This is a genomic window from Pseudomonas sp. LBUM1655, from assembly GCF_059716085.1.
In genome coordinates this window covers 5,862,542-5,875,982 of sequence record NZ_CP166801.1, presented here as the reverse complement: position 1 = coordinate 5,875,982, position 13,441 = coordinate 5,862,542, and the positions used below count along the sequence as shown (strand labels likewise).

10 protein-coding genes are annotated in these 13,441 nt (G+C 60.3%); 2 read left to right on the top strand and 8 right to left on the bottom strand.

Annotated elements, in window-relative coordinates:
• Positions 1–7: 7 nt before the first annotated feature.
• A complete protein-coding gene (locus tag ACA074_RS26465) occupies positions 8–1,384 on the bottom strand; it encodes a GTPase/DUF3482 domain-containing protein (protein ID WP_497678060.1) in 1,377 nt (458 codons plus the stop codon).
• Positions 1,377–2,750 (bottom strand): DUF2868 domain-containing protein, encoded by a 1,374-nt coding sequence (locus tag ACA074_RS26460; protein WP_497678059.1) that lies wholly within the window; start codon positions 2,748–2,750, stop codon positions 1,377–1,379. Before ACA074_RS26460 ends, ACA074_RS26465 begins: the two co-directional genes overlap by 8 nt.
• 85 nt (positions 2,751–2,835) lie before the next feature.
• Here ACA074_RS26460 and ACA074_RS26455 point away from each other — a divergent pair, with 85 nt between their 5' ends.
• Positions 2,836–3,348, top strand: a complete 513-nt coding sequence (locus ACA074_RS26455; RefSeq protein WP_497261553.1) for a dihydrofolate reductase — start codon at positions 2,836–2,838, stop codon at positions 3,346–3,348.
• Between the two features lie 113 nt (positions 3,349–3,461).
• Here ACA074_RS26455 and ACA074_RS26450 read toward each other — a convergent pair whose 3' ends face one another.
• On the bottom strand, positions 3,462–4,853 hold the full coding sequence (locus tag ACA074_RS26450) for an L-cystine transporter (protein ID WP_401395774.1): 1,392 nt from the start codon (positions 4,851–4,853) through the stop codon (positions 3,462–3,464).
• Between the two features lie 241 nt (positions 4,854–5,094).
• On the opposite strand from ACA074_RS26450, the gene ACA074_RS26445 reads away from it, so the two are divergent.
• Positions 5,095–6,156: an HAD family hydrolase gene (locus tag ACA074_RS26445; RefSeq protein WP_497678058.1), complete on the top strand. Its 1,062-nt coding sequence runs from the start codon at positions 5,095–5,097 to the stop codon at positions 6,154–6,156.
• 188 nt (positions 6,157–6,344) lie between these two features.
• Here the strand turns inward: ACA074_RS26445 and ilvD are convergent, their stop codons facing one another.
• From ilvD to ACA074_RS26420, 5 genes are all read right to left on the bottom strand, one after another.
• Positions 6,345–8,186: a dihydroxy-acid dehydratase gene (ilvD, locus tag ACA074_RS26440; RefSeq protein ID WP_187679064.1), complete on the bottom strand. Its 1,842-nt coding sequence runs from the start codon at positions 8,184–8,186 to the stop codon at positions 6,345–6,347.
• Between the two features lie 256 nt (positions 8,187–8,442).
• On the bottom strand, positions 8,443–9,675 hold the full coding sequence (locus tag ACA074_RS26435) for an MFS transporter (RefSeq protein ID WP_497678057.1): 1,233 nt from the start codon (positions 9,673–9,675) through the stop codon (positions 8,443–8,445).
• Positions 9,668–10,645 (bottom strand): diiron oxygenase, encoded by a 978-nt coding sequence (locus ACA074_RS26430; protein WP_401270323.1) that lies wholly within the window; start codon positions 10,643–10,645, stop codon positions 9,668–9,670. The genes ACA074_RS26435 and ACA074_RS26430 overlap by 8 nt, the downstream gene beginning before the upstream one ends.
• The gene (locus tag ACA074_RS26425; protein ID WP_497678056.1) at positions 10,642–11,715 is read right to left on the bottom strand and encodes a SagB family peptide dehydrogenase; all 1,074 of its coding nucleotides are present in this window, start codon (positions 11,713–11,715) and stop codon (positions 10,642–10,644) included. The genes ACA074_RS26430 and ACA074_RS26425 overlap by 4 nt, the downstream gene beginning before the upstream one ends.
• Before the next feature lie 451 nt (positions 11,716–12,166).
• Complete coding sequence (locus ACA074_RS26420) at positions 12,167–13,363, bottom strand: class I SAM-dependent rRNA methyltransferase (RefSeq protein ID WP_007913577.1); 1,197 nt, start codon at positions 13,361–13,363, stop codon at positions 12,167–12,169.
• Between the last annotated feature and the right edge of the window lie 78 nt (positions 13,364–13,441).

Here is a 13,441-nt window from a genome sequence, read left to right as displayed (position 1 = left end):
TCAGCCGCTACAAATCCTTGGCCAAAGACTCAATCTGCTCCTGCCGCTCAGCCTGATTCAACTTCGCGTGCGGATTCAGCGACGACCACTGCGGATGTGCCCGCGCCTTGCTCAACGCTTCAGGCAACTTGCCCTCACGCCAGGTCTTGTCCTGCGGTGTCGCCACCTGAACCGCATCCATCGCCGCATGCCCGCGCTGATCGAGCGCCAACAGCAACTGCCGCTGCCGCAACGCCAACAGCCGCAACACCCCATCGTCCACCGTCAATTCCCGCTGCCCCTTGATCTTGCCCAGCAAGCGGCTGCCATAACTGCGTGCGGTTTGCAGCGCGCCACCGGCAATCGCACCCGCCAACGCGGCAGCACCGAGGGTGATTCCGCCCACCAGCAAATCGACTCCAGCCCCGGCAGCCGCACCGGCAGCGATCCCACCGCCCACCCGCACACCGAGTTGCTTCAAGGTTTCCGGGTTAAACAAGTCATCGCCCCAACGCCCATCCAGCAACGGCAAATCACTGGCCGCTGCATCCTGCGGGCGGAACGCATAGAGCTTGAGCAACGCCTCGACGCACTTCTGCTCACGCTGACGCACAGCCTTGCGCAATTCGCTGATGGCTTGCTGTTCCTGCTCGGCCTCGCTGACCACACTGCGTCGGCACGCGGCGCAGTCGATCAGCAGTTCGGCGATCAACCGTGCTGCACTTTGCTGACGGGCGAGGCGCTGAGCCTGCTGATCAGCAATCAACCGCTCCAGTTGCGGCCGGGCATTTTCCAGCAGCAGCGCGAGGCTTTCATACAATCGCCGCTCGCCATCCTCCGGCGGTGCGATGCTGTCGAAACGCACCAGCGCATGCAGGCCCAAGCGCGCCAACGCCTCGCGCCAGTCCGGCTCACGGTGGTTGGCGCTGCTGACGAAGTTCAGCACCGGCAGCAGCGGTTTGCCGCAACTGGCCAGCACTTCCAGTTCATCACGATATTTCGCCAGCACTGGCTCGCGGGCGTCGATCACATACAGACCGGCGTCGGAAGCGAGCAGTTGCCGCAGCACTTTGGCCTCCTGCTCGAAACGCTGACGCGCCTCGCTGCCGTCGAGAAACCGCGCCAATCGCGCCGGGCCATCGAGGCGTTCGCCGGGGCGTTCCAGTCGTTCGAGAAAATCCAGCAGGGCGATGGCGTCTTCCAGCCCCGGCGTGTCGTAGAGGTCGAGCAACGGCTCGCCGTCCACCGACAACCGCGCGCCCTCGACATGTCGGGTGGTGCTCGGCCGATGCGAGACTTCGCCGAAGCCTACGTCGCGAGTCAGCGTGCGCAGCAGCGAGGTCTTGCCGACGTTGGTGTGGCCCACCACCGCGAGTTTCAGCGGTGCTTTGAAGGCATCATTCATGACCGTTCTCCAGCCAGTTCAACGGCGCGCTATCGGCAAATGGCAGCTCCAACTGTTGCAGCGCGATGTGCCAGTCACCGAGGCGTTCAGCGTCCAGCGCTTCGCCAGGTGGCGCCTGTAGCAGCCAAACGCGGGTGGCGCTGGCGTTGCGCGCCAGTTCGGCGATCAGCGCAAGGCTGCCGCGATCCGGCGAGCGTCGTGGGTCGCAGGCAATCGCCAACCGTGCCGGGGGGAAGCGGCTGAGTTGTTCGAGGAGTTTGTTGCGCGATTCGCGGCTGTCGAGGACGCCGGCATTGCTGACGTTTTTCGGCAACGCGGGCGGCCATGGGCGTTGCTCGTCGAGTTCGATGGCCACCAGCAATGCGCCGTCGCTGGCGTGTTCGCTGACGCTGCTTTCGACGCGGTGCAGGTGCTCGGGCGCCGCGTCGGTGACACCGAGGCGCTCGCTGGTCGGCATCAGGCGTTCGCGCAGTTGGGCGTAGCCGGGCAGGTTCAGGTCAAGGCGCAGCGCCGATTTGCCACTGCTCCAGCGCCAGAAGCACAACAGCGCCAGCAGCAGGCGCGGCAGCACGCCGTAAACCACCAGCACGCCCACCAGCCACGTCGCCCAGGCCTGACGCGCGCTTTCGATATCGAGCGCACCGTCACCGCTGGCGCGGATCATTTCCACCGTCGGCACATTGAAACCGAGCAGCGCCGGCAGCGAGCCGAGGGCCTGGGTCATGTTGATGAACGTGTCGGCGCTGAGAATGGTGGTTTCCCAGACGAAGCCGTAGCGCCGGGTCGCCATCAGGGTCAGCAGCAACAATAACGCGCTGAGCATCGCCAGCAGCCACAGGCCGTTGACCATTGCGCCGAGGGCCCAGCGATTGAGTTTCTTGCGTTGCAGCATCAGCAGCAGGGCCGGCGCCAGTTGCGCGGCTTTGGCATCGCGGGCGAGTTTTTCGCTGAGCCATAACCACAGGCGCCCGAGCGTGGCGCCGTGTTCGCCGGCAAAGATCAGCCCTAGCGCCCAGCTCAGCAGCAGAATCAGATTCAGCCCGAGCAGGCTGCCCAAGGCCCAGAACACATTGACCGGGGGTTGCCCCAGCGCGGCGAAGGCCAGTCCGGCGCCGCTCAACACGGCGAAAACCATCAGCAGCACCAGCGCCAGACGTGCGCCTTGCAGCCAGTGTGTGAGTGCGCTCGTCAGCCCGTCACGCTCGGCCAGCCACAAGGCACGGCGCTGAATCCGGCTCGGCAGATCACCGCCGGCCGCCCGGGCCAGACGATTGGCTTCCAGATCTTCCAGGGGGCCTGCGTGTTCTTCGCGCAGGCGCACGGTTTCGGTTAACCAGAGGTTTTGCAGTGGAGTCAGTTGTGTCACGCGGCATCCCGTCGCTCAATTGAGCCGTGAGCATAACCGCTGTGGCGCTTATCGGGTCAAGCGAGGCTCTGGTATCCTCGCCGGCATGACTAAATCACTCCCCCTCAGCCTGATTGCAGCCCTCGGTGAAAACCGCGTGATCGGCGTCGACAACAGCATGCCCTGGCACCTGCCGGGGGACTTCAAATACTTCAAGGCCACGACCTTGGGCAAGCCGATCATCATGGGTCGCAAGACCTGGGACTCGCTCGGTCGTCCGCTGCCGGGCCGGTTGAACATCGTGGTCAGCCGTCAGCAAGACCTGGTACTGGAAGGTGCGGAGGTTTATCCGTCGCTGGAAGCTGCGGTGGTTCGCGCCGAAGAATGGGCGAAAGAGCAGGGCGTCGATGAGTTGATGCTGATTGGCGGCGCGCAGTTGTATGCGCAGGGGCTGGCGCAGGCGGATCGTCTGTATCTGACCCGTGTAGCGTTGAGCCCGGAAGGCGATGCGTGGTTTCCGGAGTTTGATTTGAACCAGTGGACACTGGTGTCGAATGTGCCGAATCCGGCTGAAGGCGACAAACCGGCGTACAACTTCGAAGTCTGGGAAAAAGCTTAAGAGCTTCGTCGGAACGCCGCCCGGAGCAGGCTCGCTCCCGCAGGGGATTTGTGTCGATCACAGATCCAATGTGGGAGCGAGCCCGCTCGCGAAAGCGGTCTTTCAGGCGCTACTTAAGCCTGCGCCAACTCCGCATGCTCATCAGCATCCAGCAGTTCTTTATCGGTCTGCTGCATCACCTGGCTGGTAATCGCACCGGCAGTAATCGAACCACTCACGTTCAACGCCGTGCGACCCATGTCGATCAGCGGCTCGACCGAAATCAGCAACGCCACCAGTGAAACCGGCAAGCCCATCGCCGGCAGCACGATCAGCGCGGCAAACGTCGCACCGCCACCCACGCCCGCCACACCGGCCGAACTCAGCGTGACAATCGCCACCAGCGTCGCGATCCACAGCGGATCCAGCGGGTTGATGCCCACGGTCGGCGCCACCATCACCGCCAACATCGCCGGGTACAGACCCGCGCAACCGTTCTGGCCGATGGTCGCACCGAACGAAGCCGCGAAACTGGCCACCGATTGCGGAATGCCCAGACGACGGGTCTGCGCTTCAATGCTCAGCGGAATGCTCGCCGCGCTGGAACGACTGGTGAACGCAAATGTCAGTACCGGCCAGATCTTGCGGAAGAACCGCAGCGGGTTGATCCCGGCAGCCGACACCAGCAAGCCATGCACCACAAACATCAGGCCCAGACCGAGGTACGACACCACCACGAAACTGCCGAGCTTGATGATGTCTTGCAGGTTGGAGCCGGCGACCACTTTGGTCATCAGCGCCAGCACGCCATACGGGGTCAGCTTCATCACCAGACGCACCAGACGCATCACCCAGGCTTGCAGGGTATCGATGGCGTTGATCACTTTCTGACCTTTCTCGACGTCATCCTTGAGCAGTTGCAGCGCGGCAACCCCCAGGAACGCGGCGAAGATCACCACGCTGATGATTGAGGTCGGCTTGGCCCGCGCCAGATCGGCGAACGGGTTCTGCGGGATGAACGACAGCAACAGTTGCGGCACATTCAGGTCGGCGACCTTGCCGGCGTAGTCGCTCTGAATGGTTTGCAGACGGGCCATTTCCTGCGTGCCGGCTACCAGACCTTCGGCGGTGAGGCCGAACAGGTTGGTCAGGCCGATACCGATCAGCGCCGCAATCGCCGTGGTGAACAGCAGCGTGCCGATGGTCAGGAAGCTGATCTTGCCCAGCGACGAAGCGTTGTGCAGACGCGCCACGGCGCTGAGGATCGAGGCGAACACCAACGGGATGACGATCATTTGCAGCAACTGCACGTAACCGTTGCCGACCAGATCGAACCAGCCGATCGAGGCTTTCAGCACCGGGTTGCCGGCACCGTAAACGCTGTGCAGGGCCACGCCAAACGCTACGCCCAACACCAGCGCGAGCAGGACTTTTTTCGCCAGGCTCCACGAAGTGTGGCGGGTTTGCGCCAGACCGAAGAGCAGGGCGAGGAACACCAGCAGGTTGAGAATCAGCGGTAGATTCATGAGATCTCCAGGAAAGACTTTGCCGGCAGCCTTCCGGGGCTGCTGCGAACCGGCAAGCCTAACAGTTTGATTTCCAATGAATTAATACCGAAAACGTATGGTGATAGTCGCTTTTGGAATAAGCGCGCGTCGCTCTCGGGAATGCATCTGGCGCGATGGGGACGTGGACAGTCGCTGACAGACGAGGGCTGTCACACTTATTTGTTAGCGTCGATGTCTTTAGCTCAGGGAGAAAGCATCGATGACATTCGCACCGAAATTTCTGGCTGTCGCACTGACGGTAGGTTTGGGCCTGGCCGGTCAGGCTTTCGCCACTGACCTCAAACACTGGCCGGCCGATCAGGCCAAGGCACTGGATGCGATGATCGCCGCCAACGCCAACAAGGGTAACTACGCGGTGTTCGACATGGACAACACCAGTTACCGCTACGACCTTGAAGAATCCTTGCTGCCGTTCATGGAAAACAAGGGGCTGATCACCCGCGACAAACTCGATCCTTCCCTGAAACTGATGCCGTTCAAGGACACCGCCGACCACAAGGAAAGCCTGTTCAGTTACTACTATCGTCTGTGCGAAGTCGACGACATGGTCTGCTACCCGTGGGTGGCGCAGGTGTTCTCCGGCTTCACCCTCAAGGAACTCAAAGGCTATGTCGATGAGCTGATGGCCTCGGGCAAGCCGGTGCCGGCGACGTATTACGAAGGCGATGTGGTCAAGAAGCTCGACGTCAATCCGCCGAAGATCTTCACCGGTCAGCAAGAGCTCTACAACAAGTTGATGGAGAACGGCATCGAGGTCTACGTGATGACCGCCGCCTCCGAAGAACTGGTGCGCATGGTCGCGGCCGATCCGAAGTACGGCTATAACGTCAAACCGCAGAACGTCATCGGTGTGTCGCTGCTGCTCAAGGATCCGAAGACTGGCGAACTGACCACCGCGCGCAAGCAGATCACCGCCGGCAAGTATGACGAGAAGGCCAACCTCGGCCTCGAATTGACCCCGTACCTGTGGACCCCGGCGACCTGGATGGCCGGCAAGCACGCGGCGATTCTGACCTACATCGATGAGTGGAAAAAACCGGTTCTGGTAGGCGGCGATACGCCAACCAGTGACGGCTACATGCTGTTCCACGATGTCGATGTGGCCAAGGGCGGTATTCACTTGTGGATCAACCGCAAGGACAAATACATGACCCAGCTAAACGGCATGATGGCCAAGCACGCGGCAGCGCAGGCCAAGGAAGGTTTGCCGGTGACGGCGGACAAGAACTGGGTGATCGTCAAGCCTGAAGAAATCCAGTAACCCACACAGATCGAATGTGGGAGCGAGCCTGCTCGCGAATGCGTTGTGTCAGTCACCATCTTCGTTTCTGACATACCGCATTCGCGAGCAGGCTCGCTCCCACAGGGGATTTACAGTGTTCAGTAGCTCGTGTCAGACAAAAAAATGCCCCGCACTTGGCGGGGCATTTTTTGTTCGATAGCTAAGACTTACAACCCGTCGAGCATCGCCTTGTTACGCACAGCACCCTTGTCGGCACTGGTCGCCAGCAGGGCGTATGCCTTCAGCGCGGTGGTCACTTTACGTGGACGCACTTCAACAGGTTTCCAGCCCTTCTTGTCCTGTTCGGCGCGGCGTGCAGCCAGTTCTTCGTCGCTGACCAACAGGTTGATCGAGCGGTTCGGAATGTCGATCAGCACTTTGTCGCCGTCCTGCACCAGACCGATTGCGCCGCCGGCCGCAGCCTCTGGCGAAGCGTGGCCGATGGACAGGCCCGAGGTGCCGCCGGAGAAGCGACCATCGGTGAGCAGGGCGCAATCTTTGCCCAGGCCTTTGGATTTCAGGTACGAGGTCGGGTAAAGCATTTCCTGCATGCCCGGGCCGCCTTTCGGGCCTTCGTAGCGAATGATGACGATGTCACCCGCCTTCACTTCGTCGGCGAGGATGCCGCGTACGGCGCTGTCCTGGCTCTCGAAGATCTTCGCGTTGCCTTCGAAGACGTGGATCGACTCGTCGACACCGGCGGTTTTCACCACGCAGCCGTCCAGGGCGATGTTGCCGTACAGCACGGCCAAGCCACCTTCTTGCGAGTAAGCGTGTTCGAAACTGCGGATGCAGCCGTTTTCACGGTCATCGTCCAGAGTTTCCCAGCGAGTCGACTGGCTGAACGCGGTCTGGGTCGGAATGCCCCCCGGGCCGGCCTTGAAGAAGTGATGCACCGCTTCATCGGTGGTCTGGGTGATGTCCCACTTGGCGATGGCTTCTTCCATGCTGCGGCTGTGCACGGTCGGCAGATCGGTGTGCAGCAAGCCGCCACGGGCCAGCGAACCGAGGATGCTGAAGATACCCCCAGCGCGGTGCACGTCTTCCATGTGGTACTTCTGGATGTTCGGCGCAACCTTGCACAACTGTGGAACGCTGCGCGAGAGACGGTCGATATCGCGCAGGTCGAAATCGATCTCGGCTTCCTGGGCAGCCGCCAGCAAGTGCAGGATGGTGTTGGTCGAGCCGCCCATGGCGATGTCGAGCATCATTGCGTTCTCGAACGCCTTGAAGTTGGCGATGTTGCGCGGCAGAACCGATTCATCGTTCTCGCCGTAGTACCGCTTGCACAGCTCGACGATGGTGCGGCCGGCCTGCAGGAACAGTTGTTCGCGGTCGCTGTGGGTGGCGAGGGTCGAACCGTTGCCCGGCAGTGCGAGGCCCAGGGCTTCGGTCAGGCAGTTCATTGAGTTGGCGGTGAACATGCCGGAGCACGAACCGCAAGTCGGGCAGGCGCTGCGCTCGTATTCAGCGACTTTCTCGTCAGAAGCGCTGGAGTCGGCGGCGATCACCATGGCGTCGACGAGGTCGAGGCCGTGAGAAGCGAGTTTGGTCTTGCCGGCTTCCATCGGGCCGCCGGAAACGAAGATCACCGGAATGTTCAGGCGCAAGGCAGCCATCAACATGCCGGGGGTTATCTTGTCGCAGTTGGAGATGCAGACGATGGCGTCGGCGCAGTGGGCGTTGACCATGTATTCGACGGAGTCGGCAATGATCTCGCGGCTCGGCAGCGAATAAAGCATGCCGTCGTGACCCATGGCGATGCCGTCATCCACGGCGATGGTGTTGAATTCTTTTGCAACGCCACCGGCGCGCTCGATTTCGCGAGCAACCAGCTGGCCCAGGTCTTTCAGGTGGACGTGGCCCGGCACGAACTGGGTGAAGGAGTTGGCAATGGCGATGATCGGCTTTTTGAAGTCGTCATCTTTCATCCCGGTGGCACGCCACAGTGCGCGGGCGCCGGCCATGTTGCGGCCGTGGGTGGATGTTTTCGAGCGGTAATCTGGCATGGAGCACTCCGGGCGGCTAATCAGGTATCAAAGGGGAGTGAGCTTCTATTGACGTCTGGAACACTCAGAAATGGCCGTGTGTCCTGAAGTTGCCGATGACTTTGCGGGATCGCCGCTTGCCTCAGCCTGAGCTCATAAACCCGCCGGGGGATGAATGGCGATGAATCAGGCGATTCTACACCGCTGGCGTCTGGAGGGAATGGCGCAAAGCGTTGTTCCAGTGCCGACGGTGCGTGTGGGATGACGACCGGCAGGTTTAATCGCTACCGGTCTGCGCGATCGCATTGACCCGCAGGTTCCTGGCGCGCTGGCTGATCCGGCTGTTGAGCATCAGCGCGATGCCGCTGAGCAGCACGAAGCTGTAGCCCAGCGTCGATTGCAGATTGGTCGGGCTGAGGCTGATCAACGCACTGATCAGTCCGCCGCAGATGAAGATGATCGTGCTGCCGGCCGAGGCTGAAGTGCCGGCATTTTCGGGAAACAGACCCATGGCCCGTGAGGTGGCAGCCGGGCGCGCAATGGTGGTGCCGGCGGTGCAGATCAGCATCGGAATCAGCACCGTCGCGGGGGCCAGTACATGGTTGGCCGCCAGATACAGCATCGCCAGTCCCGACAGCAGGATCAGGCTTAGCCCGGTGATGATTTGTCGGCCCGGCGTGATACGTCGATTCAGTAAGGTGGCGATGATGCCCCCCACGACATACGCGGCGCCATACGCCAGCAGGATCAGCGAAAAGTCATAGGCCGACAATTGCAGCTGGTCCATGAATATCAGCGGTGAAATGACGATAAACGAGAAATGGCAGGCGAACGCAAAGGCTGAAATCAGCCAGTAGCCGACGAAGTCGAAATCTCCCAACACCCGTCGATAGGCCCTGAGGAAACTCAGGGGAGGGCCACTGGCCGCGGGACGGGTGTTCTCCAGGAAAACCCAGGCCTTGAGCAACACCGCGGCAGCCAGCGCAGTGAACACCCAGAAGCTGCCGCGCCAGCCGAGGGTGGCTTGCAGAAAAGTGCCGGCCAGCGGCGATACCGAGATGAAAATCCCGGTAGCCGTGACCATCAGGATACGCAGGCGATCACGCTCCTCACCCTCGAACAGATCCTGCACCAGTGCCTGGGACAGCACGAAGCAGCCGCACCCCACGGCCTGTACCACCCGGAACATCAGGAACAGCGTGTAATCACTGGTTATCACGCAACCGACGGCACCGAGCATCGATACGCTCATGCCGGCGAGCAACAAGCCCTTGCGCCCGATCACGTCGGACAGCGGGCCGATCAACACCTGGGCAAACGCGATACCTACGGCGAACAGACTGATCGACAGCGCGATGTCCGCCGGTGTGCTGCGAAAGTGCGCCGCCAGTGCCGGAAACGAAGGCAGCAGGACATCCAGTGGAAACACGCCGAGCAGCACCATTGCGAGCAACAGGCTGACAGCCCCGCGACGTTGACGGGCGGTTGCCACGGATTTTCCTTTATCCATCGATCAGTCCTGCCTTGGCAAAAAGTGTCTGGTTATGGGGCGTGGCGAAAAATCCCGCCTTGCGCAATGCATCCAGCGTAGCGACGCAACCTGATCGTGCACGCGCGCGGTTGGCTTGCACCGTCGCCATGCTGCCGACAATCTCCATCACGTCACTGTCCGCGATGCCCGCGCCACGCAGGCTCTGTTGCAGCCAGCGTTCGTCGACCTCGAAGAAAATCCCGATGATCTCCAGCAGTGTTCTGCTCACGAACGTGCGCTGGCGGCTGTTCATGGACAGCCAGCAGTAGTGGAACACTTCGGCAAAGTAGCGACTGTGGCGGGCTTCGTCGGCCAGATGGTCGCGCAGCATGTCGTTCACGCTGGACACCAGAGTGTCGCGGCAGATGTCCAGCAGCTCTCGGGCAATGATGGTCTCCGAGACGAAGCCGAGCAGAAACCATGCCAGTGCACGGTTCTTCTCCGGGGTACGGGCGATCAGTGCGTTCATGCGGGTGATGCGCTTGGGGATCGTCGGCCGTCCGGTGATTCCGTAAAGCCCGGCGATCTGCTCAGCGAGACGATTGGAGAACAGCGCGTGGTAACCCTCGTCGGTGTAGAGCTGCAGCGCTGCGTGTTTCATTGGCAGCGGCACGTAAATGGGCAGCTCCCGATGCGCGATGACTTCAACCGCACGATTGACGATGCGGTGTTCGAGCAGCGTGGTGTAGTCGAGAAAATTCACCAGGTGATTGGCCGTCAGCCGATGCAATACCTCGCGCCCCGCGGCCTGAATCGCTGGGTGAGCCAGATAGGGCAGGAAGGCGGGTGGGAACCAGTAGCGGCTTTGCAGTTGTTGCTGCACGTCGTCCGGCAATTGATAGTCGTGGGTGCTGCTGCGTACCGAGGCTCGACTGTCCCAGTCCCCCAAGGTGAACTTGAGCGCCCATGACACGGGTACTTCGTGCGGATCCGGGATCAGCAGGGTCATGTCTGGACCTCACGCAACAGATCGCGCATTTCCTGGCACATTGCCTGTCCATCGCTTTTCCCGCAGCCGACAAAGAACAGTGGCTGTTCCGCACTCTCCTCAAGTTTGAGCAGTGTTTCGACCTGCCTGTCGGCAAACGCGCCGGTCAACCAGGTATTGAAGCCAAGCGCTGTAGCGACCAGTTGAAAGGTTTGTGACAGATGGCCGGCCTCGACGAATGCCATGCGGTAGGCCCGTGAGTGCTCGTACTTCCACCAGAGCCGGTCAAATCGGGCCGTTATGAACAACCCCAGCGGCAGGTTGTTGATGAAATGCTGGCCGCCGAGCAAATCGCCCGGTGCCGTTTGTGGCAATGGATTAACCCGGCTCAGGGTGTGTTCCGCCGGGTGATAGGTGTAGATGCCGGGCTCCAGATCCTCGACATTCTGCACCAGCAGAAAGCCTTCGCATGCGTTCAGACCGCCACCGGAGGGACTGCTGCGACGTGCGCCGAGGTCTTGGGCGATGGTGTCGTCGCGATCAATGTCGCGCTCGAGGAGATAACCGAGTGAAAGATAAAGCAGGGTGCCGACGTCGCTGAGCGTCATTGCTGCATCGGTAAAGGAACGACAGGTCTTTCGCTGGAGCAGCGCGTTATTCAGGCTATCGTTGCTCAGTGCGCAGGGAACGGGCAGGGCGATGCGCGGTGCAGATTCATGCTGCGGGCGTTCTGTCGCGGGAGCCGGGCTAGCCAATACTTCGTTGCAGTGCGCCAGATATTGTCTGGACCACTCATGAATATTCTGAGGGGCGTGTTCGCAGGGAATGTTTTGGGTGCCGATATGATAGATCTTTGATAATTCATCCCAGCCCCATTGCGGGGTGTCGATTTTTGAAATGGTTAGAATGCCCGCGCTGAGTAATTGTGTGTCTATTATGTTGTGTGTGTCGAACAAGTCTGGATTGTTTATTAGTTGGGCAAGGCGCGATGAATAGTTAATATCCAGTTCATATTGAGTATGTTCTTTGTAATTCCATACTATTTGATTTGGCGAGCGCGGCAATATAAACAGGTAAGGATTGATGTGCATGGGGTTATTCACTCTGGCTGAAGTCGGAAGGACGCTGAGTTGCCGGCACTCCCCAGCGTCCTGACTTACTTAACGGGTTTTAGCAGCAACCAGAAAAGCCAGGTTTGCGATTTTGTTGGTTTCCAGAGAAATTTTTTTCATGATGTGAACTCCTTGTTCGTTGAAAGTTTAAGTCGCCTCGTGGCGACAACTTCATAATAGTTTGTAATGGATTATTGGCAAGTGGATATTAAGTAGGAATGCTCCAGTAATTTTGTCGGAATAATCTTTAGCTGGAGATGGACTTTGTAGGGCAAGTTTCAATAATTAAAAGACGTAAGGAAATATCCTGCACGTCCATGGGAAGGCAAGTGTAGGAAGTCGTAAGCGTCGGAAGGAGTAAAAGGCGCCGAATGAATGCCAGGGCCAGGCGCAAACGGGGAGCCTGCAGGCTCCCCGTTATCCGCATTGATCAGCTGTTAGGCAGCAGGCGGCAGGTGATGCTCTTGATGTAGCGAGTTTCGGCAATGGCCGGGTGGACAGGGTGATCCGGGCCCTGACCGCCGCGCTCCAGCAACTGGATGTTGCGATCCAGGTGACGGGCACTGGTCAGCAGGATGTTCTGCAGATCGTCTTCCGGCAGGTGCATCGAGCACGAAGCGCTGACCAGGATGCCGTCCTTGTTGAGCAGGCGCATGGCTTGCTCGTTCAGACGACGGTAGGCGCCTTCACCGTTTTTCATGTCTTTCTTGCGTTTGATGAACGCTGGCGGGTCGGCCACGATCACGTCGAAGCGCTCTTCGCTGGCTTTCAGCTCTTTCAAGGCTTCAAAGACGTCGCCTTCGATGCAGGTCATCTTGTCGGCAAAACCGTTCAGCGCGGCGTTGCGCTCGACACCGTCAAGGGCGAAGGCCGAGGCATCGACGCAGAACACTTCGCTGGCGCCGAACGCGGCCGCCTGTACGCCCCAACCACCGATGTAGCTATAGAGGTCGAGTACGCGTTTGCCCTTGGCGTAAGGGGCCAGGCGCGCGCGGTTCATGCGGTGATCGTAGAACCAGCCGGTTTTCTGACCCTGAATGACCGGGGCTTCGAATTTCACGCCGTTCTCTTCCAGTGCGACCCACTCCGGCACTAGACCGAACACGGTTTCGACGTAGCGGTTGAGGCCTTCGGCGTCACGCGCGGCGGAGTCGTTCTTGAACAGAATGCCGCTTGGCTTGAGCACTTGGGTCAACGCGGCGATCACGTCGTCTTTGTGCGCTTCCATGGTTGCCGAGGCAATCTGCACCACGAGGATGTCGCCGAAACGGTCGACCACCAGACCTGGCAGCAGATCGGAATCGCCGTAGACCAGGCGATAGAAAGGCTTGTCGAACAGACGCTCGCGCAGCGACAGGGCGACGTTCAGGCGATGCACCAGCAGCGATTTGTCCAGCGCAACTTTAGTGTCGCGCGACAGCAGGCGGGCGCAGATCAGATTGTTCGGGCTCATGGCCACGATGCCCAGCGGTTTGCCGCCGGCAGCTTCGAGGATTGCCTGATCGCCAGCGTTAAAACCGTGCAGTGGCGTGGCGGCCACGTCGATTTCGTTGCTGTAGACCCACAGGTGACCGGCGCGCAGGCGACGGTCGGCGTTGGCTTTGAGGCGCAAGCTAGGCAGGGACATGACGTCGCTCCGGAAAAAAGAGCGGGAGTATAGCGTGTTGGGCCCGGTGATTGGCCCGCGAATGGACATATGGCTGAA

Bases quoted from the DNA above. Each gene is read 5' to 3' on its own strand.
- ACA074_RS26465 (WP_497678060.1), bottom strand. From the start codon at position 1,384: ATGAATGATGCCTTCAAAGCACCGCTGAAACTCGCGGTGGTGGGCCAC.
- ACA074_RS26455 (WP_497261553.1), top strand. From the start codon at position 2,836: ATGACTAAATCACTCCCCCTCAGCCTGATTGCAGCCCTCGGTGAAAAC.
- ACA074_RS26450 (WP_401395774.1), bottom strand. From the start codon at position 4,853: ATGAATCTACCGCTGATTCTCAACCTGCTGGTGTTCCTCGCCCTGCTC.
- ACA074_RS26445 (WP_497678058.1), top strand. From the start codon at position 5,095: ATGACATTCGCACCGAAATTTCTGGCTGTCGCACTGACGGTAGGTTTG.
- ilvD (WP_187679064.1), bottom strand. From the start codon at position 8,186: ATGCCAGATTACCGCTCGAAAACATCCACCCACGGCCGCAACATGGCC.
- ACA074_RS26435 (WP_497678057.1), bottom strand. From the start codon at position 9,675: ATGGATAAAGGAAAATCCGTGGCAACCGCCCGTCAACGTCGCGGGGCT.
- ACA074_RS26430 (WP_401270323.1), bottom strand. From the start codon at position 10,645: ATGACCCTGCTGATCCCGGATCCGCACGAAGTACCCGTGTCATGGGCG.
- ACA074_RS26425 (WP_497678056.1), bottom strand. From the start codon at position 11,715: ATGCACATCAATCCTTACCTGTTTATATTGCCGCGCTCGCCAAATCAA.
- ACA074_RS26420 (WP_007913577.1), bottom strand. From the start codon at position 13,363: ATGTCCCTGCCTAGCTTGCGCCTCAAAGCCAACGCCGACCGTCGCCTG.